This window comes from Chitinibacter sp. FCG-7 (assembly GCF_040047665.1).
Taxonomy (GTDB): Bacteria; Pseudomonadota; Gammaproteobacteria; order Burkholderiales; family Chitinibacteraceae; genus Chitinibacter; species Chitinibacter mangrovi.
On record NZ_CP157355.1, the window covers coordinates 2,738,107 to 2,763,028 of the forward strand.

A 24,922-nucleotide genomic window follows, 5' to 3' on the forward strand; every position below is an offset into this window, starting at 1 on the left:
TTTACAAGCCCAGCTCGGGCTGCTGGATAATCCCCTGGCGCACTTCAACGCTAATCTTCTCGTCGGCAAAACGGATGTTCAGCGCATCGCCTGCGCGCACGTCCAGCGCGCTGCGTACTAGCTCGCCATTGGGGCGGCTCACCAGCGCGTAGCCGCGCGATAGCACCTGTTGTGGGTCCCACGGGCTGAGCTGTAGCTGCGCCTGTTTGAGGTATTGCTGCTCTTGCTCTAGCTTGCGCTGCATGGCTCTGTGCAAACACTGCTGCTTTTGCTGCAGCAAGGGCAATAGTTGCGCCACTTGTGGGCGCACATGCTGCAGTTGCAGCGCTCGTCGCGACAAAGCCTGCGCACGTTGCTGCTGGCTAAAGCGCAGACATTGCTGCAAACGGCGCGCCTGATTGCCCAGCTCGATTTTTTGCTGGCTCAATCTTTGTCCCGGATGAATCAGCCGCCGCGCCAGCTGGTCCAGCTGCTGCATGCGTTGTTGCAACTGCTGCTGCAATACCCGGCTTTGCCGCTGTTTTAGCTGCTGCAGGCGCTGCAATAATTCGCTGCGATTGGGGCTAACCAGCTCGGCTGCCGCCGTTGGCGTTGGCGCGCGAACGTCAGCGACAAAATCGGCCATCGTAAAATCGGTTTCGTGGCCAACACCACTCACGGTTGGAATCGGGCAGGCGGCAATTGCACGGGCGACGATTTCTTCGTTAAACGACCACAAATCTTCTAGGCTGCCGCCGCCACGGCAAATAATCAGCGCGTCTACCTCATTGCGGCTGGCCGCTTGCACAATCGCACGCACAATCTGCTTGGCCGCATCGGCGCCTTGCACGGCGGTGGGATACAGAATGACTTCGATATTAGGCATGCGGCGGGCCAGCGTGGTGAGCACATCGCGCAGCGCAGCCGCAGCGGGCGAGGTGACAATGCCGATCCGGCGCGGAAAATGCGGCAGCGCCTGCTTGCGCTCGGCGGCAAACAGCCCCTCGGCGGCCAGCTGCTTTTTCAATGCTTCAAAACGCTCGAACAAAGCCCCTTGGCCAGCCAAACGCATCGCCTCAATGGTCAGCTGAAAATCGCCGCGCGCTTCGTACAGCGACACCACAGCGCGCACTTCCACCTGCAAGCCTTCGCGCGGCGCAAAATCGAGCAGCGCCGCCCGGCCACGAAACATCACGCAGCGCACCTGTGCATTGGCGTCCTTCAGGCTGAAGTAGCAGTGACCCGACTCATAACGCTTGAAATTGGAGATTTCCCCGGCCACCCACAAGCTGGGAAAGCCGGTTTCCAGCAACAATCTCACATCACGATTCAGTTGTGTGACAGACACTACAGCTTTTGAGGGGCTTGACAAATCAAGATTCACGCCGAAAACACCTTGAGTAATCCACAAAATCCAGCTTCTAAGCCCTGCGTGGGCATGATTGAAAGTTGTAGTTGATAAAAACGATTTAAGTTGTTGAAAGTAATAGATAATATATTTTCGCTATAAGCCGGTAAAAACTGATTATATGCAGCATTTATGCCGTCTTTAGCCGGGTTTTACGCACTTGCTCACAAAGTTATCCACAGTTGTATGACCGAAAACATTTTGTGGCTGCCAATCTGTTGCTTGGCCTGTCCGGCGTAATCATAACCTCTTCCCCCGGCTGCAAATAGCGGCTAAAGTTACGCGGTTTTCGCGAAAGACTTCAGATTCACTTTTCACCTAAGGTTCAAACCACTATGTACGCCATCATCCAGGCTGCTGGCTGGCCGATTTGGCTGATTATCGCCGCCTCTGTCGCCACTGTAACCATCATCATCGAGCGCTTGCTGTCGCTGCGTAAATCCCAAGTGTTGCCGACCGGCCTGCTCGCCAAAGTGGTACAGGAATATCGCGCCCAGGGCGTCAATGCCGAGGGACTGAACAAACTGGCGGCTAATAGCCCGCTGGGCCGCGTACTGGCTGCGGGCCTGAAAAACGTGAAAAGCTCACGCGAAATCATGAAAGAGTCAATCGAAGAAACCGGCAGCGCAGTCGCACACGATCTGAACCGCTATCTGTCTACCCTGGGTACGCTGGCCGCAGTGACGCCGCTGCTGGGGCTGTTTGGTACCGTGATCGGGATGATCGAAATTTTCGGCTCGCAATCGCCCACTGGCGGCGGCAACCCGGCCGCGCTGGCGCATGGTATCTCGATTGCGCTGTACAACACCGCCTTTGGCATTATCGTGGCTGTGCCTGCACTGATGTTCTACCGCTACTTTGCCAGCCGCGTTGATGATTTTGTGGTGGAGATGGAGCAGCAGGCGATTAAACTCGTCGAAGTCGTTCACGGCGAGCGCCACCACTGAGAAAACGGCTGCAAAGGCCAAATACTGCGTCACAAAACAGGCTCGACATCCTCATTTACTTCAGTAAATTCCGGTGTCTCGCCTATTTTGTTCCTTGTCTTTGGTCTTTTCGCTCGTTTTCTGCTTCGAATAAGAAGGCAATGAGAAGGCAAAATAGCAATGAAATTTCGTAAAGGGCGCGAACGCGTCGAACCCGAAATCAACTTTATCCCGCTGATCGACGTTTTGCTGGTGATTTTGATTTTTCTGATGGCCACCACCACGTATTCCAAATTTGCCGAGCTGAAAATCAATCTGCCAACGGCCGACGCGGAAAAACAGGTCGAGCAGCCACAGACCATTCAGGTTGCCATTTCGGCCAATGGCCAATATGCGATCAACGGCGAAACCACTGTTTTCTCCAGCCCGGATGATTTTTCCGTCCAGCTACGCCGCGCTGCGGGAAATAACGCTGAGCCGATGATTGTGATTAACGCCGACGCACAGTCTAGCCATCAGGCGGTGGTGAATGTGATGGAAGCGGCCAGAACGGCAGGGTATGGGAAGTTGACGTTTGCGACGCAGACGACTGGGAAGTGATTGGATTGATGTGAAAACGGCGCTTAGGCGCCGTTTTCATTTGCTAAGAGTATTCAGAAAATGTCATGAAAGGCCTCAATGTGAATGAACATCAAACAAATCTTGAGCAGTTAGAGTTGCTTCAATTGGTTATTACAGGCGCAGGGCCTCTCAGCCTCGGTGCAGAAATTCGCACATTTCCGAAGCAAGCAAAAAAATGCATGGATAATCATCTGTATTTAGCGGCATGCCTTTGTTTTATTACTGGCGTTGAATCTGGGTTGAGGTATCTTCTTAATGATTTCGATGATGATGGAACTATTGCTAAATTAAGTAAAGGGAATATTAATAACTTCCTAATAAGAAAAGTCGGTGAGCTTGGTGTCGATATTACAGTTTTGAAACTCGTTGGGAATGACTATTTTGATTTGCATTGTAATGATGCAATCGAGTTTGATAAAAATATCAATGATGCTACTGGAAAAAAACTTAATTCAAATGATAAGCCCGTTGGTATTGTTAAATTAAGAAACGATCTATGTCATGGCAATTTAGAGTTTGCACATAAGTTTCATTTTCATGATGATTCGAGTGGTAGGAGTAGTGCGAAAACAATTGAGATGCAGAGCTTGGAGGCTATGGCCAACCTTTTAAATAACATATCTGACGCCTTTATTTCCGAGATAGAGAAGCTACGCCGCCCTGATTACTTTTAATCGCATGCACGCAGCCCAACGTGAGTCGAGGCAATGAGCCGGGATTGGCGGCTATGCGCCGCGGCACTCACTTTCTTTGCTTCGCCAAAGAAAGTCAGCAAAGAAAGGCGACCCCGCATCTGCGTCCCGCTACGCGGGATGCCCTCGCTGCGGATAATCGGCAAGGCGGCGGGCTTTAACAAAACAGAGCCCGCCGCAACCCCTTGCCGCTTCTTCCTCGCTCGGCGCTGACGCAGGGGGAACGGTGCAGACCGACGATGGTGGTATATACATGCCTTGGTGTTGCTCTGTATGCCATTATGATGCTGTGCTTTAACGATATACCCATGCTTATTTAGGTCGCTCTTTGTGGTCTGGGGCTTTTAATCCCCTGTCGCCCATCGCCGAGGGAGTGGAGTGAGACAAACAGTGTTTCGTTTGGCTCGCGACCGACTGAGGGAAGCCCGGAGGGCCGCAGGCGGGGGTCGCCTTTCTTTGCTTACTTTCTTTGGCGAAGCAAAGAAAGTGAGTCCTCGTCGCGGATTGCGACTGTAAATCAACGTGCCGAAGGCACTAAAAACATGAAGATCGCTTAAGCGAAAACACAAACAGCTATGAACCTCGAATCCCTCATCCACCGTATCTGGTATCGCCGCCGCCTTTCGCTGGGGGCGCTGCTGCTCTGGCCGCTGTCCTTCATTTTCACCGCGCTGGCCGCGCTCAATGCCGCGCTATTCAAACTTGGAATTAAAAAATCCAGCCGATTGTCAGTACCAGTGATCGTGGTGGGCAACATCACGGCGGGTGGCACCGGCAAAACGCCGTTGACGATTGCGCTGGCGCGGCGCTTGAGCGAGCTCGGCTGGCGGGTGGGGATTATTTCGCGCGGGTATGGGCGTGTGGATGATAACGGTGCGGCGCGCGCGGTTGAGATAGATAGTTTGCCGCGCGAGGTGGGCGATGAGCCGCTGTTGATGCGCCGCTCACTGGCTGATCTGGATGTGCCGGTATTTGTCGCCCGCCGCCGTGCCGAGGCGGGTAGGGCGCTGCTGACGGCGTATCCGGCGGTGGATGTGTTGCTGTGTGATGATGGTTTGCAGCACTATGCGCTAGCGCGCGATTTTGAGATTTGTGTCGTCGATGCAACGCGTGGCCTCGGCAATGGCTTGCGTTTGCCCGCCGGGCCATTGCGCGAAGGTGTGGCGCGGCTGGCTACGGTGAATGCGGTGGTGATTAATGGGGTATTGCCCGCTGGGTTAGATAATGATTTGCCTGTGGCGCAATACAGTGGTGAGTATGTGTCACACCATCAAATGCAGCTACTGGCCGAGCGCTGCTATCGGCTCGACGATGTGCACGATACCCGCACTGCGGCTGATTTTGCCGCATCCTTGCATGCGGTGGTCGGCATCGGCAATCCGCAACGCTTTTTCAACACATTATCGGAGTTAGGTTTTAGCTATCTTGAGCATGTTTTCCCCGATCATCATGCGTTTACGTTGGCCGATTTGCCCGCCGTTGGCGAGATCATTGTCACTGAAAAAGACGCGGTGAAAATTGCTGCGCTGCTCAGCGCGGCTGACACTGAGCGCGCATGGGGTGGTAGAATCTGGGTTTTGCCGGTTCAGGCGGTGATTTCACCCGACCTGGCGCAGCGCATTGATATTCATTTGAAAGCATTGAACTCAAAAAGGTAAATCATGGACGCCAAATTGCTCGAGATTTTAGTCTGCCCGGTATGCAAAGGCCCCCTGGTCTACAACAAGGCGACGCAAGAGCTGATTAGCAAAGGTGCCCGTCTGGCGTATCCGATCAAGGACGGTATTCCGGTGATGTTGGAAAGCGAAGCGCGCCAACTGGCTGCCGATGAAGAAGTTTAACTCTACCCGCCCCCGAGATCGCCGCCCATGAGTTTCATCGCCATTATCCCCGCCCGCCTTAAATCGACCCGCTTACCGAATAAACCGCTGGCTGATATTGGCGGCCAGCCTATGGTGGTGCGCGTCGTTGAGCAGGCGCTGAAATCGCAGGCCGCGCAGGTGGTGGTGGCAACCGATGAGCAGGCCGTGCTCGATGCCGTGACGCAAGCGGGCTACCAAGGCCAGTTGACGCGTGCCGACCATCCATCGGGCACCGATCGTTTGGCCGAAATGGTTGAATTGCTGCAATTACCCGACGAGGCGATTGTGGTCAATGTGCAAGGCGACGAGCCGCTGATTGACCCGGCGCTGATTGATGCCGTTGCGGCGCAACTGGCGGCCAATCCAGCGCTGGCGATGGCGACCGCTAGCCACTCTATTGATAACGCCGAAGACTTCTTTAACCCCAATGTGGTTAAAGTGGTATGCAATGCCGCCGCCGAGGCGATGTATTTTAGCCGCGCGCCGATTCCGTGGGATCGCGATTCTTTTGCCGATGACAATAGCGATGAAGACTGGGTATTGCCCGCCCAGCTAGATGCACAAAGGCATATCGGCCTATACGCCTATAGGGCAGGCTTTTTGCGCGCCTACGCCCAGCTGGCAGCATCCAGATTAGAAGACATTGAAAAGCTTGAGCAGCTACGGGTGCTCTGGCATGGCTATAAAATCGGCGTTTACCGCGCGGCACAAGCACCCGCGGCGGGCGTCGATACGCCCGAAGATTTAGCGCGCGTGCGTGCGGTATTTGCGCAGGCGTGATGAAGCAAAAATACAATTAAAACAGCAGCAGATCACGGTTTTAAGTAGATAGACAAAAGTTTTCAGGCAAGGCGAGGCCGCCAAGCAGGGGAACTTTGGGTTTTAAACTTATTTTTTATGACACGATGGGGAACAAGCAATGCGATTAATCCTTCTGGGCGCACCAGGCGCTGGTAAAGGCACTCAAGCTAACTACATCCGCGAAAAATTCAATATTCCACAAATCTCGACGGGTGACATGCTGCGCGCAGCAGTGAAAGCAGGCACGCCGCTGGGTCTGGAAGCGAAAGCGATTATGGATGCGGGCGGTTTGGTGCGCGATGACATCATCATCGGCCTGGTGAAAGAGCGCATTGCTCAGCCGGATGCGGCCAATGGTTTCCTGTTTGACGGTTTCCCGCGCACGATTCCACAAGCTGAAGCGATGATCGCAGCGGGTGTGGACATCGACTACGTGGTTGAAATTGACGTACCGGACGCGAACATCGTTGATCGCATGGCAGGCCGCCGTGTGCACGTGGCTTCAGGCCGTACTTACCACGTCAAATACAATCCGCCGAAAGTAGAAGGTAAAGACGACGAAACCGGTGAAGACTTGATCCAGCGCGACGACGACAAAGAAGAAGTGGTACTGAAACGCCTGGGCGTTTACCATGAGCAAACCGAAGTACTGGTGGGCTTCTACGGCAAAATGGCCGCGTCTGGCGCTGCAAATGCACCGAAATACATCAAAATCGACGGTACCCAAGCTGTTGAAGCCGTACGCGACGAAACACTGAAAGCGCTGGGCGCTTAATCGTTTTTGTCGGCAGTGCTCAAAAAACCGCATCCAGTGATGCGGTTTTTTTTATTCGCACAACTGAGGGCGCAGGCCGTAGAAATAGCTGATTTTTAGTGCTTTTCTGGCTAAAAAGGAGAAACAGCGGAGGTCGCCATGTACCTGGGTCTTACTTATATCAGCCATTCAAAAAAGCACCTGACCGAAGACATGCGCATGCAATTAATGCGCGAGTGTCAGGTGCGCAATGCCCACAACAACATCACCGGCTTGCTGCTGTATCAGCAAGGGTTTTTCCTGCAATACATCGAAGGTGAGCCCGAGATGGTGCGCGCCGTATTTGGCCGCATCGAGCGCGATCAGCGCCATGAAAATGTTGAGCTCATCAGTGAAGACGTGCTGATGGCGCGGCGCTTTCCCAATTGGACGATGTTTTTTCGCGATTATGATTTTATCTACCCGCATATTCGCCAGGATTTTGCCGAGCTGACCACGCTGGCGCTGATGGTTGAAGCGCTGGACGACAACCCGGAGCTGCAAAACACCATGTTTGCTTTTTTGCAGATCAGCCATGATCAGGCGCTTGAATAAAGCGCCCGTGATCATCCGCCAGCAAAAGCAATCGTTAATTTCAGCATTGAGCCCTTCATACCCCTTGCCGTATGATGCTGTAGCTCAATCCAGTCAAATCTAGTGGGGCAATACCCATGGAAAAAGTCATCTTTGAAATCTTCGCCACCGTGTTGGCGACCATCTCGGCTTTGCTACCGATTACCAATCCATTGATCACCGTCTCGATCTTGCCCGGCATGGCGGCGCATTTATCCGCTGCCGAGCGCGACAGCCAGGTGAAACGCGCGTGTATTTATATGGCGGGAATCTTGGTGACTTTCCTGCTCGCTGGCGCCTTGATTATGGATTTTTTCAATATCTCGATTCCTGGCCTGCGTATCGCCGGTGGTCTTATCGTGAGCTATTTTGGTTTTGATATGTTGTTTGGCGAGCCGCACGACGCGAGTAATGCGCCGAACAATAGCAAGCGCGATATTTCATTTACCCCGCTGGCGATGCCATCGCTTTCCGGCCCCGGCTCGATTGCCGTGGTGATTTCAATGTCGACAGGGGTGCACACACAAACGGCTTTGCCCGTGTGGCTGGGCTATATCACCGTGGTGTGCGGCATTTTGCTGGTGGCGTATATTTCATGGTTGACGCTACGCGCTTCGACCAAGCTGTACCGCTTGCTCGGCGAAGACGGCATTAACGCCATCTCGCGCATTATGGGCTTTTTGCTGATCTGCATTGGCGTACAGTTTGTGATTAACGGCATCGGCAATCTGCTACACGACCCTGCCTTCTGGCCCCTGGCAAAGTGATCAATCAATCATAGCGAAATTGGCTGTCAAAGCTCAATTGGGTAGTGTATCTTTTTAGTTGCTTGTTTTTGATGGGCAATGTAATTTACAGTGGTTGTTAGGTACAATAAAATTTATTTTATTATTTTGGATGTTTTTATGTGGTCTCTGAGAATTATGGTTTATATCATGGTTGCATTTTTATTGAGTGTTGCGGTAAATGCAATTTTAGATAATGCTAAATTCGAAAAAACCGGGAGGCTTGCTCGGATAGAGCCGATTGGCTCATATGAGGATAGGATCGTAACTAAGGAAAGAATGGGTCTAAAGACTTCAGAGCAACATACATATTCAGCTGAAGTTGAATTTAAAACTCAAGATGATCAAATTATAAAAATGAATAAGATAATTCCTGAAGAAGTTCTTGAGGAGATGAAGTCGGGAAAGTCTATATATATTCGATATTTATCTGAAGAGCCAAAGCGTGCTCGTTTTGATGTGGAAAAAAGAAATCCTTTTCTTTGGATATTTCTTTGCTTCGTGTTGATATTTGTTGAATGGAAAGTGTTTAAACGCCTGTCGAAAACACAGGAAGACTAAGAATAACATGAAAAAAATGGCACTGTGTGAGTGCCATTTTTTTTATTGTCGATTCAAATGTTGAGAAAGCGTTGACTCAGCGCCAGCGATTCAGCTGAAATATTGATGCCGCTGCAATCGATGGTCTGCAATTGTTCCATGCTGCGCAGCCAGGTCATCTGGCGTTTGGCCAGCTGCCGGGTCGCGGCGATGCCTTTCTCCCGACTGGTTTTCAAGTCGACTTCGCCATCCAGATATTCCCAGGTCTGACGGTAGCCGACACAGCGCATCGAGGGCAGATCGAGATTGAGTGCGTATTTTTCGCGCAGCGTTTTCACTTCATCAATCAATCCGCCAGCGAGCATCGTGTCATAACGTGCTTCGATCCGACGGTGCAAAACGGCGCGATCTGAGGGCAGCAGGGCGATTTTGAGCAGATTGTAGGCCAGCGTGTCTTGTGCCGGTTCAGCCAGAATCGCCGACATCGGTCTGCCCGCCAGCATGCAGATTTCAATCGCGCGCTCGATGCGTTGCGAATCATTCGGCGAGAGTCGCGCGGCGGTAATCGGATCAAGCGCAGCCAACTTTTCGTGCATTTTCGGCCAGCCAATCGCCAGCGCTTCGGCGTGTATCGTTTCACGCAATGCCGCATCGGCTTCGGGCAAATCGTGGATGCCTTGTTCCAGTGTATTGAAATACAACATCGTGCCGCCGACCAGCACCGGAATCTTGCCGCGTGCGGTGATGTCATCCATCAGCGCTCGCGCATCAGAGCGAAATTGCGCCGCCGAATACACTTCGGTTGGGTCAATAATGTCGATCAGATGATGCGGCGCACGCTGCAATTCTTCGTGAGTCGGCTTGGCCGTACCGACATCCATATCGCGAAAGACCAGCGCCGAATCGACCGAAATCAGCTCAACAGGCAAGCCCGACTCAAGCAAATGCATTGCCGCTGCGGTTTTACCGCTGGCGGTTGGGCCCATGATGAAGATGGCGGGGGGAAGTTTCATTCTGTGGTCGGGATGTTTGGAGCGGCTGTAACTGAAGCCGCTTTTAGTGTGATTGGGTTGGGGCAAGTTGAGCGTAGCCCGTCAATATGCTCATTCAGGCCTGACGGGATTCTTTGCCACATTGGGTCAAGAATAAAATCAATTCCTTCACGGCGAGCGAGTTTGGCTGCAGGTACAAAATCAGCATCGCCTGCAATCAGTACGATTTGATCGACCTGTTTTTTTAGTGCCAGTGAGGTGATGTCAATACCGATGCGCATATCCACGCCTTTTTGACTGAAGCTCGGCGTTACATGCTCATGTGTGATTTCATCCCAGCTCATTTGCTGCTTTAGCAATCTCTGAATGGAGTCGGGTTTGATTGTCCAATTAATATTGCCTGCTAGATGCCCTAGTCGTAATGCAACTTTGCGTTTATTTCGTAATTGTTCGTGAAGTTGATGACGAAAAATCGCTTCATCTGATTTTGAATAATCAATCGCTCGCCCAGAAATAGGATTGTGCAGTTTCTTTTCTAGAGGTGGGCAGTCATAGAAAAAAATGCGGTAAAGCTCATTTCGATGACGAGGGTTTGCAGAAGAGCTTAAGTGAGCAAGTGCCCAACGAAATGCAAGATCGGCAGCTCGTTGATGATCCAGACGATTATGAGGCTCAATCTGGCGGAAGCGTTTTATGAAGAAAGCCCCGTCTATCAGTATCGCTGTACTCATTTTGAATCCCGAAATGAAAAAGCCCCAAGGTTCGGCTCATCCTCGATGATTTGGATGGCTTACTGCTAGGGGCTGGATGACTCGATTATCGAGTATTTGATCAATTGCTTCAAGAAAAACTTTGCATTGACTCTCTTGTTCATTGCCTTAACAAGCGCGGCGTTGCGAAAGAAAGTGCAGGCTCGCGGTACATAGCACCGCAGCCAGCAAGGCGGGGATCAGGGCGGCAAACCCTAGGTGAGGGATGCCCAGTGGCCAGAGTAGGAAACACAGGGCAAAACCCATTAAACCCAGCACAAAGCCACGCAATTGATGTAGCAGTGCAGTGCGTCCATACAGAGCGAAGGTAAAGGCTGGTAAAATCAATGAGGCCACCGGAAAACCAGTGAAGATGCCACTATAGCCAGTACCCAAAACCGGAGCCGTCAAACTCAGAACCATAATCAGTGAGGCCGCCAGTGCCATGCGGGCAAAAAGCTCAACCTTGGGCAGACTGCTGGTGATGGGAAGCTTGTTTTGTTTGGGTATTGCTTTGTAGGCTATGCCCAAAAAGGCAATAGAATAAATACCTCCATACTGTATCTGCTGTGCATCGATTTTAACGAGCACGACCGCCATCAGAAAATACCCGAGTAGGGCGAGCAAAATCGTGCCGCTGACCTTGAAAAATCGACTGGCGCAGGCGAGTAGCAGAATGTAAACCGTGTTGGCAAACAAGCCGATTGGTGCATATTCAATGACGTCTTGGATGAAGTCTGCGCCCTGCTCGAGCCAAATCACGCCAATAATCAGCAAGGCCAAACTTGGCAAGCCTGCCAGCACCCCCGCCATTTGTTGCCCCCAGCGCTGCCCAGCTAGGCTGGTTGCAGCAATGACAACTGGCCCTGCGATCAGCTTGGCGATCAGGATGCTGATCATCACTGCCCCCGCATAAACAGCTTATCCAGATCATTCATGCTCAGGCGGAACCAAGTCGGTCTGCCGTGGTTGCATTGTCCTGACCGCTCGGTGACTTCCATTTCGCGCAGTAGCGCGTTCATCTCGGGAATGGTGAGGCTGCGGTTGGCGCGCACTGAGCCGTGGCAGGCCATGGTTGCCAATAATTCATTCCTGCGGCCAGCCAGGACTTGCGAGACGCCGACCTGACGAATGTCTCGCAGCATCGCTTGCGCGAGCTCAACCGGATTACTGTTTTTCAGCAGCATCGGCACGGCGCGAACGGCGAGTTGTGTTGGTGACGACACCGAGATTTCGAGGCCAAGGCCTGCCAGTTCTTCGGCGTGATCTTCAACAGTGGCAACATCGAGTTTGTCGGCGGCAAAAACGTGCGGGATCAGCAGCGGCTGCATTGGCATTGCTTGCAAATCGAGCGCGGTTTTGAGCTTTTCGTAGACGACGCGTTCATGCGCAGCGTGCATATCGACGACGATCATGCCGTCCTGCGCCTGGCTCAGAATATAAACGCCGTGCAATTGCGCCATTGCAAAGCCCAGCGGCGGAATCGCGCTGTCGTCGGCTTCCGGTAGCGAGGTGTTGGCGGCGCTGCCCGAAGGGAGAAAACCGGTTGGAACAAAATCATTGCTGGTCGATGAGTTAGCTGTTGGGCGAATGGCTTCGAGCTGTTTCATCCATGCTGGCTGCGCCGTGTTATTGCGGCTCGTGCCTGATTGCGAGTGATCCGAGCGCGAATCGCTATACCGCAAGTCGCCGTACATTTTGTCGTATAGCGCCAATGGTTCGCTCGAGACTGTTCCATAGCTGGCGAACGGTTCGTTCGCCATCGGCAGCGGCATTGCTTGCTGATGGCGGTAGGCTAGCTGGGCGTAGTCTTGTGGTTTCAATTCGCCACTAGGGGGTATTGCCGTGGGGGCTAATACTTCTCCTGTCTCTGGGTCAATACTTGCAGGTGTATCCTGAGTTGAAGCTCCGGCCGTCGTTTTCGCCAGCGCCTTGGACAAGCTGGTAATCAGAAAACGATAAATTGCCTGGCTTTCACGGAAGCGCACTTCGATTTTGGTCGGGTGCACATTGACGTCAACGCCTTCGGGGTCAAGCTCGAGAAATAGGCAAAAGGCCGCGTGCATATTGTGGTGCAGCACGTCGCGGTAGGCTTCGCGCAAGGCGTGCTGGACGACTTTATCGCGTACAAAGCGGCCATTTACAAAGAAAAATTGCGATTCGCGGCTCGATTTTCCCAGCGTTGGCGATCCGGCAATGCCGTAGAGCTTGAGCGAGCCAAAGCCTTCATCCACCGGAATACCAGTTTTAACAAATTCATCGCCAATAATCGCCGCTGCGCGTTTATTCAAATCGCCAGCCTGCCAGCGATTTTTGGCGCTCCCGTTATGAATCACAGTAAACGCAACGTCCGGGTTGGCCAGCGCGATGCGTTCGATCATCGCCGCGCAATGCGCGTATTCGGTGCTGTCCGACTTCATAAATTTCTTGCGCGCGGGTACCTGATGATAGAGCTCGTGCACTTCAATCGTCGTCCCAGCGGCGAGCGCAGCAGGCTCGGGATCAAGCAGGCGGCCATGATCGGCTTCAACGCGCCAGGCGTGGGGTGAGAGCTCGCCATTGTCTTTGAAGCGGCTGGTCAGCGTCAGGCGCGACACCGACGCAATCGACGCCAGCCCTTCGCCGCGAAAGCCCAGCGTGCCGACGCGCGCCAGATCGTCCATGCTGGCGATTTTGCTCGTCGCGTGGCGGTGCAGCGCGAGTTCGAGTTCATCCTTGGCAATGCCGCAGCCGTCGTCGATGACTTTGAGTAATTTGGTGCCGCCCGCTTGCAGTTCGATCTGCAGATTTTTGCTTCCCGCGTCGATGCTGTTTTCCAGCAATTCCTTGAGCGCCGACGCCGGGCGCTCAACCACTTCACCGGCAGCGATTTGATTAACCAGATGATCAGATAGCAATTGAATACGTGGCATGGGGCAGGCTTGGTCTAAGATAAAGCACGGTAGGTTCGCCAGTATAACAGCCAGCCTTGTTTCCTTCAGAGCTTGGATAAATTTGATGCCGACTAAAAAAATCAGCTGTGTGATTATTGATGATGATTCAATTATTCGTAATCTGATGTCCGCAATGTTACGGCAATTGAATATCGAGGTACTGGCTCAGGTGGGGCATGCGCACGAAGGTTTGAAGTCGTGTATGGATCTTTCACCTCGTGTGGTGTTGCTCGATATTCATCTGCCCGAGTCGGATGGCATGGAGTTACTGCCACAGCTGCTCAAGCTGACCCCGCAACCGAAAGTGATTATGGTCAGCAGCGAAGCTACCGGCGAGATCGTGCGTGAAGCCATCGGCCTTGGTGCCAGTGGCTTTGTCGTCAAGCCCTTCACGCCAGCGCGCCTGCTCGATGCCATCGGTAAAGCGTTAGGAGTGAAACTTTAAGCAGCGTGGCTCTGCTTGAGCGCTGTAGCCTGTGCCAATGTCGGGCTGAGCCGAGGTAAACCACGTGCTCTCGGGTCTCGCTGTCAACTACATGCGGTAGTGTTTTTTATTGATCAGCAAAGTATTGTAGGGCGCATATTGAAGTTGAATGGAGGGCAATTTGCGCCTGGCTTCATCGAAAATTCGCATCAGCACGACGGCAATCCATACCTCAAATAGGCCGTGATCCTCGGGTGCATATCAGCCCTGAACAGGTACAATGCGGGCTTGATATGGGGTCTAAATATGTTTGAAACTGATGTAGTGATTATTGGCGCTGGCGCAGCGGGGCTGATGTGTGCGGCAACGGCTGGGCAACGCGGGCGGCGAGTGGTGCTGATTGACCATAGCACCAAGCTGGCAGAAAAAATCCGCATTTCTGGCGGCGGGCGCTGCAATTTCACCAATCTAAATATTCACCCAGATTGCTACATTTCGAATAATCCTCATTTTGTTAAATCGGCACTCAAGCAATATACCCAGCATGATTTTATTGCGATGGTGTATAAGCACGGCCTGAGCTTTCACGAAAAAACGCTGGGCCAGTTATTTTGCGATCAAAATTCCGAGGGCATTATTCAGATGCTCAAAGATGAAGTGATGCAAGGTGACGTGACCTGGCGTATGGGCACAAGTATTCACAGCGTGAGGCGCGCAGAGTCTGGCGCTTTTCTTGTTGAAACCAGCCAGGAAGCGTGGCAGTGCCAATCCGTGGTGATCGCCAGTGGTGGGCTGTCGATTCCGCAAATTGGTGCCACCGCATTTGGGTATGAAGTGGCCAAGCAATTTGGCCTCAATATCGTGCCGCAAAGCGCAGCCTTGGTGCCATTAACCTTTCAGCCGGAAGATTTATGGCCAGAATTGGCTGGCGTGGCGATCGAAGAAGCGGTGGTTTCGTGCCAAAACCAACAGTTTCGCGAGGCGATTTTGTTTACGCACAAAGGCGTATCCGGCCCGGCGATTTTGCAGATTTCCAGCTATTGGCAGCCTGGCGAAGTGATTGAAATTGATCTGATTCCGGATCTGGATTTACAGGCTATTTTTGCCCATGCCAGCCGCGATGCGCTGCTGTCAACCGTGTTATCCGAGATTTTGCCCAAGCGATTTGTGCAGGTATGGCTCCAGACTCAAGGTGAAATAAAGCCTTTGAAGCAATACTCTCCTAAAGTATTGCAAGAGCTGGAGCGTCAGCTGCACCACTGGCAAGTCAAGCCATCCGGGACCGTTGGCTATAAAAAAGCCGAGGTGACCCGTGGCGGGGTTGATACTGATGAGCTTTTATCCAAAACCATGATGGCGCGCAAAGTACCCGGTTTATACTTTATTGGCGAGGTGGTCGATGTGACCGGCTGGCTGGGCGGATACAATTTTCAATGGGCTTGGTCGTCTGGATATGTTGCAGGATTGAATATTTAGGACTAGAGTAACACTACAGCAACAAAACAGGAGGCCAGTTTGGGATTCGATGAGTTGTTGTTAAAAACTGAAGCACAGGAGGCCAATTTGAAGAATTGTTTTCTGGATGTTTTAGTACCCAGCCGCAAAGGCTAGCCCTGATCAATACATTGATCGAGAAGCAAGTGGTTTTCGGTATAAGGCAGTCAAGGTACTCGCCTCAATCAATAAAATGCCGAGCCAGCCACGGGGTGTCGATCTGGCAGCCCGTTGATCTTTAGATGACGTTCTTTCGTAGTGGCATGTGTCGTAGATCGTGTTGTGCAGCATCTTTGCTGTGATTGCAGTACTGTTTAGATCCAAGTTAATCACTAACTTTTAACAGTTTTAAATGCATTATTGGTAGTTTGATCTACGAGAAATAGCAGGTATGTTGTAGGAAAGAGCGAATAATCAGAAGTTGAATTTCCAAGCTGATTATTCATTTCATCGAAGGGGAAATAAAAAGCGAGGCCGTTTCCGACCTCGCTTTTTTACATTTGTCATGGCTATCGCAGGTCTTGGAAAATTCAATTTAAACCCAAGACGTCCTGCATATTGAATTGCCCTGCCGTTTTTCCCGCCAAAAAGCGCGCCGCCCGCAAGCTGCCTTGGGCATAAATAGTGCGGTTGCTTGCTTTGTGGGTGACTTCTACACGCTCGCCTGCGCCGGCAAATACCACCGTATGATCACCGATTACATCGCCACCGCGTAGTGCTGCAAAACCAATCGTGCCATCCTGGCGCTCGCCAGTGATCCCTTCGCGCGACCAAACGGCTACATCTTTGAGTGCTTTATCCCACGCTTTGGTGACCGCTTCGCCCATGGCAATGGCCGTGCCCGAGGGCGCATCAACCTTGTGCTTATGGTGCATTTCGACGATTTCAACGTCGTAACCCTGATTCAGTACGCCAGCGGCTATTTCCAGCAATTTAAATACCAGATTAACACCAACGCTCATATTGTAAGCCGATACAATCGCGATTTTTTCACTTGCGCTAGCAATGGTTGCGCGGCCTGCTTCATCAAAGCCAGTGGTACCAATAATCATGTTGACGCCGTATTCTAGGCAGGCTTTGAGGTGTTCCAGCGTGCCTTCGGGGCGGGTGAAGTCGATAATCACATCTGCGCCATTGAGCGCAGCGAGATCGCTTGAAATCAGCACCCCGCTGTTTTTACCCAAAAAAGCTGCAGCATCATTACCGATACTGCCGCTGCCAGCACGATCAAGTGCGGCAAATAATTGGGCGTCGGGTGCATTGATTACCGCTTCGATGAGCATTTGCCCCATGCGCCCGCTGGCACCGGCAATGGCGATTTTCATCGTCATTTAAAATCCTTTATCTATCAGTGGTTTGACTTCAATGTCTTTGCTGCCTGGATTTGCCGGGTCAGCCTGAGTGCGCATCAAATTCTCTGCGACTGGCGCACTGGCTTTACTTCTCAGCGCTTTGCGTGCCGCAGGTTCAGGCAGCACATCGCCTTCCCATTTAGTGACCATATTCTTTTCAAAGAAAACCGTAAATCGTTTCTGCTCTTTGACTTGGCCGCCACGCTGCTCGCGATAAATGTATTCCCAATTATTTTGATGGAATGGATCAACCAGTAGCGGTGTGCCTAAAATAAAACGAACCTGCGTTTGCGTCATCCCGACTTTCAAATTTTCAATCTGATCTGCTGTCACTTCATTGCCTTGCGGGATATCCAGCTTATAAGGCGTGATGACATTGACAACGCTGCAACCTGCCAAAAACAGGCTGCTACTGATGATTACAGTTAAGATTCTAGCCTTCATGCTCGTACGCTTCACTGTGAGGGTCGGTGCGCGGCACCGAAAAACGCTATATGATAACCGTATTGCGCCGACACCGCACATCTGGAAAGTGGGAAAATTAAAATGAGCAAAGCCGCTGAATTAAAAGGCATGGGTTTAAAGGCCACAGGCCCGCGTTTAAAAATTCTGAATTTGTTTGAAACCAGTGTTGAACGCCATCTGACTGCTGAAGATGTTTACCGTTTATTGCTGGCTGAAGAAATTGATGTGGGTTTGGCCACGGTGTATCGGGTGCTGACTCAGTTTGAGCAGGCTGGTATTTTGGTTCGTCACCATTTTGAAACCGGCAAATCGGTTTTTGAGCTCAATCACGGGGATCACCACGATCATCTGGTTTGTGTAAAGTGTGGCAAGGTAGACGAATTCTTTGATCCGGAAATTGAAGCGCGTCAGGATGCGATTGCCGAAAAACACGGGTTCCAGATTCAAGAGCACGAGATGTACCTGTACGGTATTTGTTCTGACTGCCAGCTCAAGCTCAAAAAATAATCGAGCGCTGCCCCAGCATGATTCCGTGGCTTGATCACCGCCATCAATTTCCGCCTTTATCGCAAGCATTAACCGAGCCAAACGGCCTGCTGGCAGCAGGTGGGGATCTTGCGCCAGGCCGGATTCTGGCGGCCTACCGTCAGGGCATTTTTCCCTGGTTTATGCCGGGTGAACCGATTTTGTGGTGGAGCCCGGACCCGCGCATGGTGTTGTATCCGGCGCAATTGCATATCCATCGCTCTCTTGCCAAAACACTGCGCAACAAATCCTACCGGGTTACTTTTGATACTGAATTTGCTCTGGTGATGAGCCTGTGCGCTGCGCCTAGAGGCGAGCAGCCAGGCACCTGGATATCTGCTGACATGCTCGCTGCATATATTGCTTTGCATGAGGCTGGTTTTGCGCACAGTATCGAGTGCTGGATGGATGACGAGCTAGTTGGCGGGCTTTACGGCATGGGGATCGGAAAAATGTTCTATGGTGAATCCATGTTCGCCAAGCGCGCCGACGCATCCAAAATTGCCTTTGTTCACGCCGTGCAATGGCTGCAGGCGCAAGGCTTTGGGCTGATTGATTGCCAGATGTATACCGATCATTTGGCCCGGTTTGGTGCGCAGGAAATTGACCGCGCTGAGTTTATGCGGCAATTGCAACAACTGACCGCCCAGTTTGATGTGTTGGGCCCTTGGTCTTATCACTATGAATCACGAGGCTCTGGCTAGATTAAGCCTTTATCCGAGGTTGCTATGAACGATACGTTTCGCAAGCACACGGTGCAACTTCAGTTTTATGCCACGGCACCTTATCCCTGTAGTTATCTGGATGGTCAGTTAGCCCGCTCGCAGGTGGCGGTGCCTTCCGATCTGATTGATTCCGATATTTACAGCCAGCTGGTCGAACAAGGCTTCCGGCGAAGCGGGTTGTTTGTCTACCGTCCCTGGTGTGACCACTGTCAGGCCTGTGTGCCAGTTCGATTGCCCGTGAATCAATTTGTGCCTAATCGCACTCAGCGGCGTGTGGCGCAACGAAATCAGATTTTGCGGGTGCGGCTGATGGAGCTGGCTTTTCGCGAAGAGCACTTTAGCCTCTATCAGCGCTATCAGCAGTCGCGCCATCCCGGGGGCGGCATGGATCAGGATAATCGTGAGCAATACGAGAGTTTTGTCTTGAAAAGTAATGTCGCCAGCTTTCTGGCCGAATTTCTGGAAGACGGCGTCGTACGCATGGTGAGTTTGATTGATCAGCTGGAAGACGGCATTTCTTCGGTTTATACCTTCTTTGACCCGGATTTGGCGCCGCGTAGCCTGGGGGTATACAACGTGCTCTGGCAGATCGGGCTGGCCAAACAGCTGGGTTTGCCTTATGTCTATCTTGGTTACTGGATCAAGAACTGTCGCAAAATGTCGTATAAAACCCAGTATCAGCCTATTGAGGGGCGGATCAAAGGGCTGTGGCAGTTGCTGCAAGAATAGATTGGGTATATTGATGGAGGTCAATCAGCTATTGCTCTCTATCAATATACCCTTTGTTTTTACCTGATTAGGTAGCCATCTCAGCAAACATTGATTTGCTGAATCATACTGACAGTATGTAGCGCCTATCAGGAGTCGACATCATGGCTATGAATCGCATTCAGTTCCAACCCGGTTTATCGCTCCCCGAGTTTCATCGTCAATTTGCTACCGAAGATCAGTGCCGTACCGCGCTGGAACGGGCCCGATGGCCACAAGGGTTTCGCTGCCCACATTGCCAGCATACCGCCTGCTATCGCATTCAGGGCCGCACTCATCCGCTGTTCCAATGTGCCGCTTGTCGCAAACAAACCTCGCTCACCGCAGGCACCTTGCTGCAAAAAACCTTGCTACCACTGCGGATCTGGTTTCTGGCGCTGTATTTGATTGGTGAAGCCAAAACTGGTTTGTCGGCCTTGGCACTGAAACGGCAGCTCGGCATCAATTACCGCACTGCTTGGTTGATGCAACATAAAATCATGCAGGCCATGCAACAACGAGATTCAGCCTATACGCTCAGTGGCACGGTGCAAATCGATGACGCCTATCTAGGCGGCGAGCGCTCAGGCGGCAAAGTTGGGCGAGGTTCGGAAAATAAAGTGCCCTTTGTGGCGGCGGTTTCGCTGGATGAACAGCAGCACCCCATCTATCTCAAGCTCACGCCAGTGGCTGGGTTTAGTCAGCAAGCCATCATCGAATGGGCGAAGGCGTGTTTAACGCCGGGTACGCAGGTGATTTCTGATGGCTTGTATTGCTTCACAGCGGTCAGCGAAGTGGGCTGTACTCACCAGCCGTATGTGGCTGGCGGTAGGAAACCGAAAGATTTGCCGATGTTTCACTGGATCAATACGGTACTGGGGAATGTAAAAACCAGCTTATCGGGGACGTATCATGCATTCGCATTTAGTAAATATGCGGATCGGTATTTAGCAGCGATTGCCTACCGGTTCAATCGCCGCTTTCGACTGGACACCTTGCCCCTGCACTTACTCACGGCGGCCGTAACTTGCGAACCAAAAACCGAACGCTGGCTGCGTAAGAAAGCTGAGGTGACTACCTAATCAGGTGTTTTTATTAAGCCTTGATTTTGTTTGACCAGGCAGCCAGCGCAATCAATTGGGCGCGAATATTGTCGCGGATTTTCTCGTCAGTCACATTGCCATCACCATCAAAGCCACCGGCAAATGCATTGGCAAAAACCTCGGGTTTGTTCAAGGGGTGAAGGTCGACAAATACACACACCTGCCGTAAATGATACTGCGCTCTTGATGTTCCCATTCCACCGCCAGAGCCCATCAATGCGGCGGCCTTGCCGCCTAGAATATGATTGTTTTCTGCACGTGACGCCCAGTCGATGGCGTTTTTCAGTGCCGGTGAAATCGAGTAATTATATTCAGGGCCGCCCAGGATAAACGCATCAGCAGCGGCCATCTGTGTGAGCAAAGTCTTGACTGCCGCAGGTGGCTCGGTGATATCGGCATTGTAAAAAGGGATAGCTGACAAATCGGCAATCTCAATCTCCATGCCTTCAGGCGCATTGGCTTGCGCGCAGCGCAGCATGCCTTTGTTCGTCGATTTCTCACGCAGGCTACCGCAGATGGCCAGAACTTTCATGATGTGTGTTTCCTGTTGGGTTAAAAGCCTGTTTAGCTTAGCTTCAAGTGCTGCCGCAGCAAAGTGCAATTCTTTGCCCGACTTGTTCAGTTTTTCTGCGCAAGCCAGGCGGTCAATTGATCCAGTACCCACTCTGGCGCGTCCAGCGGCAGATCATGTCCGGCATAAGGATGGGTTTTCAGCGGGCATTGCCAAGCCCGAGCGATGCTGGCAGAGCAAGCAGGATCGACAAGCCGGTCTTGCGCGCTATTGAGCAGTAATGTCGGGACTGAGGGAGGGGAGCGATCGCCGCGGTACTGGCTGGCGGCCCATAATTGCCGAAGCACATTGGTAAAGTAAGCTGGGCATTCTTTGGCGTATTGCTGCCACGCACTTAATGCCGCTGCGTCGCGCTGATTACTGCATAAATCAAAAATGACGCGTTCGCGCTCAGTCGGCCCCAGCAAGGCCAGCGCCACCAGCCGGTGCCAGTTGCGCGCTCGCAAGCGTTGATGAGCAGGGTTAAAGGCCGCCAGGCTGGTGTTGATGAGCGTGCAGCTGGCCACATCCACAGGGCGCAATCGTACCCATTCCAGTGCGGCCATAGCGCCCATCGAAATCGCGATCACATGGTATGGCTGGCTAGCCCTTTGCTGAATGAGGGTTTGCTGGCAATACCCTGCCATTTCTTTGATGCTGTTCAGGCTTTTTTGCCGATAGAGTGAGCCATTGCCCGGCCATTCAAGGCCGATCACCCGATCATCCGGGAAGCGTGTTTGCAATTGCTGCGGAAAATCGCCCCAGTGGCGAGTTTCCCGCATGAGCCCGCGTAGCAAGATCCATGTACTCATTGGCGATACCAGTGTTGAAGTGCCTGTTGCTGCAATTGTGCCCGGTTTGCCTGCTGCGGTAGCCAGCGGCCTGCATCATGGACGGCCCGCATCATGAATTCAAACAGCAGCAGATGTTTGCGCAGCACCCTTTGTTCCCGATGTGGAACGACCGGATTAAACAGCCCACCGAGCGAGAAAAGCTGGCGCGGATTTTTTTTGATCCAGAGCCAGGAGCCGAGTTCGAGAGTGAGCGGCAAAAACACCCGCTCGCTGTGCAGTAATTGCTGCTGATACAGATGATCCCAGATATCGCCGTGCGTAATGTATTGCCTAGATTGTGGCTCAATTAGATACGGATGATGGGGGTAGCTTTCCTGAAACAGCTGGCTGAGCGCATAAATTTCCGCCAGATGCGGAATCGGTTGCTGGGTATGGGCATAGGGAAACCATAATCGGTCCCGCAAGCCAAAGCCGGAATGGCAATCGAGGGCGATACTGAGCGGGCTTTGGAATAATTGCTCGGCCACAAATTGGCATAAAGCTTGGTTTTCCTTGGCCATCGGGGCATTTATCTCGCCACGATACCAGGGCAGGTGTCGGCTGATGCGGTGCCCGCCCAACAGAAACGGAACACGCTGACCAGCCTCAACAGGTGCGTTCCGCATTAGATCAACGCCGTGCGCGTTGCTGCGCCAGCCTTTGGCCATACCAGCTGGATTGAGTAGCGGCATAAATACGAGACGCATGTTTTGCAGTTTGTAATGCAAGCTGCTATCCCAGCGCATACGCACAAACAGGCTGCCCAGCAGTGCCAGTAAAATTTGGCAGCCTATCCGTTCCAGCCCATGGATGCCGCCAAAAAAGCCTAAGACGGCAGCGTTGCTGGATGGATTACCCATGCTCAGGCTGTAGATCGGATATGTCCCTTGTGTCGCCTGAACCTGCCCGTGGGTCTGCACGGTGACTTCTGCCGGAGCTTGCGCTATCAGCTCTTCCAGCTGTTGTAATTCTGGTAGCGTGTGCATACCTTGCCCTTGATGCCATTTGCCAAACTATAGGTGAGGCATGTCAGACTTATGTTACAAGTTATCGCTGCAGTGCTATTGCCTATGCGGATTTTACCGATTGCATTCGGGGGATAGAGCAGGCTGAATGGGAGGCAATTAACCAAGGGTTTTTAATCAATGACGGTCCATGTTTCTCTGTTAAAGACGGCGGCAGATCGACAAATCGGATGTTTGGCTTTGAGTGCGCCAGAGCGGATTAATGCCCAGAATCTGGCCATGGTCAGGCAAATGGCGGCCGCCTTGGTGGCATGGGAGCAAGACGAGCGGGTGGTTGCCGTGGTTTTACTCGGCGCGGGGGAGCGCGGATTTTGTGCTGGTGGTGATTTGAAGTCTTTGCACCAGGCCATGAGTGAGCCAGCGCAGATTGCACAGGGTGATGCTTTTTTTGCCGAAGAATACCGCTTATGCCAAACGATCAGGGAATGGCGCAAGCCGATTCTGGCTTGGGGGCACGGCATTGTGATGGGCGGTGGCTGGGGTTTATTTGCTGCAGCCAGCCACCGGGTGCTCACTGAATCGAGCCGCTTGGCAATGCCGGAAACCGGTATTGGCCTGTTTCCCGATGTGGCCGCCAGTTGGTGGTTGCCACAATTGCAGGGCGTTGGGCGCTTTCTGGCGCTGAGCGGTGCAGCGCTCAATGCGGCAGATGCGTTGCACTTGGGGGCAGCCGACTGGGTTTGCCACGATGCGCAGCGCCATACTATCTTGCTGGCTATGGCCAATTTGCCCTGGTCTGCAGAGGCTGATAGGGATGCATTGCTGCTAAGCGACTTTCTGGACCAGCAGTTGTCCCCCGATTTACCGCAAGCCAATCTGATTCCGTATCAAGAGCAGATTAGCCGTTTTTGCGAGGGCAGTTTTGCTGCTGCGATTGACGGCTTGCTCGCCTTGGCTAATACCGGACAGAGCAGTTATTTGCAACATGCCGCACAACGTTTGGCTGCCGCCTCGCCAACGTCGCTCTATCTGAGCTGGGTTCTGCAGCAGCGTTGCGAAACATTGAGTTTGGCGCAAACTGTTGAGCTGGAAACCAGAATGGCTGCGTGCGCTTTACGCTACGGCGATTTTAAAGAAGGGATTTATTGCACCCTGTTTGACCGTCAGCAACAGCCCCGCTGGCGTGAAGCTTCCTATGCAAATTTGGATATAACGGTGATTGAAGCCCATTTTGTGCCGTTATCTGAACAACCGGGTTGAGAAAAGCACATGACTTGCAAACTTTACTTGAAACTTTTTGTGTTTCACCGCATCTTATCGCGTACGGATAGACGCATTAGCGTCGATTGAATAAGACTAGGAGAGCCTGATCATGCAATACAATACTGCAACGTACGGGAGCGCGACACTGTCGGCGGAACGCAACCGCGTGCTGCGCAATACTTATTTCTTGCTGGCACTATCAATGCTGCCCACTGCAGCTGGCGCGATGCTTGGTATTTCAATGAAATTTGCGATGGGCTCATGGATGGGGCTGATCGTTTTTCTGGGCGTCAGCTTTGGTGCTTTTTACGCCATTGAGAAAACCAAAGAATCGGGTGCAGGTGTGGCTATTTTGCTGGCTTACACCGGTTTTATGGGTTTATGGCTAAGCCAGATTTTGCAATCAGCACTGAAGTTCAGTAATGGTGCGCAATTAATCGGGATTGCAGCGGTAGGCACTGCGGCCATTTTCTTTACGCTGGCAAGTATTGCGACGGTGACCAAGAAAGATTTTTCTTTCATGGGTAAATTTTTGATGATTGGTCTGGTGCTGGTGCTGCTGGCGGCTGTTGCAAATGTCTTTTTTGCCATTCCAGCACTGTCATTAACGATCTCTGCAGTTGCGATTTTGCTCTTTTCAGGCTTTATCCTGTACGACGTGAGTCGTATTGTGAATGGCGGTGAAACCAACTATATCTCTGCCACTTTGAGCCTGTATTTGAACATTTATAATCTGTTTACCAGCTTGCTACATTTGCTGATGGCATTCTCTGGCAATAGCCGTGATTGATTAAAAATCACTGTTGTAATAAAAAAACCGCA

28 protein-coding genes are annotated in these 24,922 nt (G+C 52.1%); 18 read left to right on the forward strand and 10 right to left on the reverse strand.

All coding sequences use genetic code 11. From position 1 onward, the window contains the following. Position 1: 1 nt before the first annotated feature. Positions 2-1,327, reverse strand: a complete 1,326-nt coding sequence (xseA, locus tag ABHF33_RS12925) for an exodeoxyribonuclease VII large subunit (protein ID WP_348944335.1) — start codon at positions 1,325-1,327, stop codon at positions 2-4. 395 nt (positions 1,328-1,722) lie between these two features. Between xseA and ABHF33_RS12930 the strand changes: the two genes are divergently transcribed. From ABHF33_RS12930 to ABHF33_RS12975, 10 genes are all read left to right on the forward strand, one after another. Continuing rightward, positions 1,723-2,334 carry a MotA/TolQ/ExbB proton channel family protein gene (locus tag ABHF33_RS12930; RefSeq protein WP_348944336.1) on the forward strand — a complete coding sequence of 204 codons (612 nt, stop codon included), beginning with the start codon at positions 1,723-1,725 and terminating at the stop codon, positions 2,332-2,334. A 159-nt stretch (positions 2,335-2,493) separates the two neighbouring features. Beyond that, positions 2,494-2,913, forward strand: coding sequence for an ExbD/TolR family protein (locus ABHF33_RS12935; protein ID WP_348944337.1), 420 nt, complete (start codon positions 2,494-2,496; stop codon positions 2,911-2,913). Positions 2,914-2,978: 65 nt separating this feature from the next. Then, the gene (locus ABHF33_RS12940; RefSeq protein WP_348944338.1) at positions 2,979-3,608 is read left to right on the forward strand and encodes a hypothetical protein; all 630 of its coding nucleotides are present in this window, start codon (positions 2,979-2,981) and stop codon (positions 3,606-3,608) included. Between the two features lie 593 nt (positions 3,609-4,201). After that, positions 4,202-5,284, forward strand: a complete 1,083-nt coding sequence (gene lpxK, locus ABHF33_RS12945; RefSeq protein WP_348944339.1) for a tetraacyldisaccharide 4'-kinase — start codon at positions 4,202-4,204, stop codon at positions 5,282-5,284. A gap of 3 nt (positions 5,285-5,287) precedes the next feature. Then, positions 5,288-5,467: a Trm112 family protein gene (locus ABHF33_RS12950; protein ID WP_157670058.1), complete on the forward strand. Its 180-nt coding sequence runs from the start codon at positions 5,288-5,290 to the stop codon at positions 5,465-5,467. A 27-nt stretch (positions 5,468-5,494) separates the two neighbouring features. Further along, positions 5,495-6,268, forward strand: coding sequence for a 3-deoxy-manno-octulosonate cytidylyltransferase (gene kdsB / locus ABHF33_RS12955; RefSeq protein WP_348944340.1), 774 nt, complete (start codon positions 5,495-5,497; stop codon positions 6,266-6,268). 139 nt (positions 6,269-6,407) lie between these two features. Beyond that, complete coding sequence (adk, locus tag ABHF33_RS12960; RefSeq protein ID WP_348944341.1) at positions 6,408-7,064, forward strand: adenylate kinase; 657 nt, start codon at positions 6,408-6,410, stop codon at positions 7,062-7,064. Between the two features lie 138 nt (positions 7,065-7,202). Beyond that, positions 7,203-7,637: a BLUF domain-containing protein gene (locus tag ABHF33_RS12965; RefSeq protein WP_348944342.1), complete on the forward strand. Its 435-nt coding sequence runs from the start codon at positions 7,203-7,205 to the stop codon at positions 7,635-7,637. A gap of 116 nt (positions 7,638-7,753) precedes the next feature. After that, positions 7,754-8,422, forward strand: a complete 669-nt coding sequence (locus tag ABHF33_RS12970) for a MarC family NAAT transporter (RefSeq protein ID WP_348944343.1) — start codon at positions 7,754-7,756, stop codon at positions 8,420-8,422. Positions 8,423-8,590: 168 nt separating this feature from the next. Further along, complete coding sequence (locus ABHF33_RS12975; protein ID WP_348944344.1) at positions 8,591-9,001, forward strand: hypothetical protein; 411 nt, start codon at positions 8,591-8,593, stop codon at positions 8,999-9,001. Positions 9,002-9,054: 53 nt separating this feature from the next. On the opposite strand, the gene miaA is transcribed toward ABHF33_RS12975, so the two are convergent. The 4 genes from miaA to mutL form a co-directional block, all read right to left on the reverse strand. Then, complete coding sequence (miaA, locus tag ABHF33_RS12980; protein ID WP_348944345.1) at positions 9,055-9,993, reverse strand: tRNA (adenosine(37)-N6)-dimethylallyltransferase MiaA; 939 nt, start codon at positions 9,991-9,993, stop codon at positions 9,055-9,057. Then, positions 9,990-10,703, reverse strand: coding sequence for an NYN domain-containing protein (locus ABHF33_RS12985; RefSeq protein ID WP_348944346.1), 714 nt, complete (start codon positions 10,701-10,703; stop codon positions 9,990-9,992). The genes miaA and ABHF33_RS12985 overlap by 4 nt, the downstream gene beginning before the upstream one ends. A gap of 147 nt (positions 10,704-10,850) precedes the next feature. Beyond that, entirely contained in the window at positions 10,851-11,621 is a 771-nt protein-coding gene (locus tag ABHF33_RS12990) for a hypothetical protein (RefSeq protein WP_348944347.1), read from the reverse strand. Continuing rightward, a complete protein-coding gene (gene mutL, locus ABHF33_RS12995) occupies positions 11,621-13,633 on the reverse strand; it encodes a DNA mismatch repair endonuclease MutL (RefSeq protein ID WP_348944348.1) in 2,013 nt (670 codons plus the stop codon). The genes ABHF33_RS12990 and mutL overlap by 1 nt, the downstream gene beginning before the upstream one ends. Before the next feature lie 85 nt (positions 13,634-13,718). On the opposite strand from mutL, the gene ABHF33_RS13000 reads away from it, so the two are divergent. Both ABHF33_RS13000 and ABHF33_RS13005 read left to right on the forward strand, forming a co-directional pair. Next, a complete protein-coding gene (locus tag ABHF33_RS13000) occupies positions 13,719-14,099 on the forward strand; it encodes a response regulator (protein WP_348944349.1) in 381 nt (126 codons plus the stop codon). A 285-nt stretch (positions 14,100-14,384) separates the two neighbouring features. Then, positions 14,385-15,554 carry an NAD(P)/FAD-dependent oxidoreductase gene (locus tag ABHF33_RS13005; protein WP_348944350.1) on the forward strand — a complete coding sequence of 390 codons (1,170 nt, stop codon included), beginning with the start codon at positions 14,385-14,387 and terminating at the stop codon, positions 15,552-15,554. A 548-nt stretch (positions 15,555-16,102) separates the two neighbouring features. On the opposite strand, the gene dapB is transcribed toward ABHF33_RS13005, so the two are convergent. Continuing rightward, entirely contained in the window at positions 16,103-16,903 is an 801-nt protein-coding gene (gene dapB / locus ABHF33_RS13010; protein WP_348944351.1) for a 4-hydroxy-tetrahydrodipicolinate reductase, read from the reverse strand. After that, a complete protein-coding gene (locus ABHF33_RS13015; protein WP_348944352.1) occupies positions 16,904-17,383 on the reverse strand; it encodes an outer membrane protein assembly factor BamE in 480 nt (159 codons plus the stop codon). An 87-nt stretch (positions 17,384-17,470) separates the two neighbouring features. Here ABHF33_RS13015 and fur point away from each other — a divergent pair, with 87 nt between their 5' ends. The 4 genes from fur to ABHF33_RS13035 all read left to right on the forward strand — a co-directional run bounded on the left by fur (position 17,471) and on the right by ABHF33_RS13035 (position 20,468). Then, entirely contained in the window at positions 17,471-17,896 is a 426-nt protein-coding gene (gene fur / locus ABHF33_RS13020) for a ferric iron uptake transcriptional regulator (protein WP_157670049.1), read from the forward strand. A gap of 17 nt (positions 17,897-17,913) precedes the next feature. Then, positions 17,914-18,618: a leucyl/phenylalanyl-tRNA--protein transferase gene (gene aat, locus ABHF33_RS13025; RefSeq protein WP_348944353.1), complete on the forward strand. Its 705-nt coding sequence runs from the start codon at positions 17,914-17,916 to the stop codon at positions 18,616-18,618. A gap of 24 nt (positions 18,619-18,642) precedes the next feature. After that, positions 18,643-19,368, forward strand: coding sequence for an arginyltransferase (locus ABHF33_RS13030; RefSeq protein WP_348944354.1), 726 nt, complete (start codon positions 18,643-18,645; stop codon positions 19,366-19,368). A gap of 143 nt (positions 19,369-19,511) precedes the next feature. Next, positions 19,512-20,468 carry an IS1595 family transposase gene (locus ABHF33_RS13035; RefSeq protein ID WP_348944221.1) on the forward strand — a complete coding sequence of 319 codons (957 nt, stop codon included), beginning with the start codon at positions 19,512-19,514 and terminating at the stop codon, positions 20,466-20,468. A gap of 13 nt (positions 20,469-20,481) precedes the next feature. Here the strand turns inward: ABHF33_RS13035 and ABHF33_RS13040 are convergent, their stop codons facing one another. The 3 genes from ABHF33_RS13040 to ABHF33_RS13050 form a co-directional block, all read right to left on the reverse strand. Continuing rightward, positions 20,482-21,021: an NADPH-dependent FMN reductase gene (locus tag ABHF33_RS13040; RefSeq protein WP_348944355.1), complete on the reverse strand. Its 540-nt coding sequence runs from the start codon at positions 21,019-21,021 to the stop codon at positions 20,482-20,484. Between the two features lie 86 nt (positions 21,022-21,107). Continuing rightward, the gene (locus ABHF33_RS13045) at positions 21,108-21,851 is read right to left on the reverse strand and encodes an alpha/beta fold hydrolase (protein ID WP_348944356.1); all 744 of its coding nucleotides are present in this window, start codon (positions 21,849-21,851) and stop codon (positions 21,108-21,110) included. Next, positions 21,848-22,858 carry a M14 family zinc carboxypeptidase gene (locus tag ABHF33_RS13050; protein ID WP_348944357.1) on the reverse strand — a complete coding sequence of 337 codons (1,011 nt, stop codon included), beginning with the start codon at positions 22,856-22,858 and terminating at the stop codon, positions 21,848-21,850. Before ABHF33_RS13050 ends, ABHF33_RS13045 begins: the two co-directional genes overlap by 4 nt. A 159-nt stretch (positions 22,859-23,017) precedes the next feature. Here ABHF33_RS13050 and ABHF33_RS13055 point away from each other — a divergent pair, with 159 nt between their 5' ends. Together ABHF33_RS13055 and ABHF33_RS13060 are read left to right on the forward strand one after the other, a co-directional pair. Next, positions 23,018-24,097 carry an enoyl-CoA hydratase/isomerase family protein gene (locus ABHF33_RS13055; RefSeq protein ID WP_348944358.1) on the forward strand — a complete coding sequence of 360 codons (1,080 nt, stop codon included), beginning with the start codon at positions 23,018-23,020 and terminating at the stop codon, positions 24,095-24,097. Between the two features lie 112 nt (positions 24,098-24,209). Then, positions 24,210-24,890, forward strand: a complete 681-nt coding sequence (locus tag ABHF33_RS13060) for a Bax inhibitor-1/YccA family protein (protein ID WP_348944359.1) — start codon at positions 24,210-24,212, stop codon at positions 24,888-24,890. Positions 24,891-24,922 lie beyond the last annotated feature (32 nt).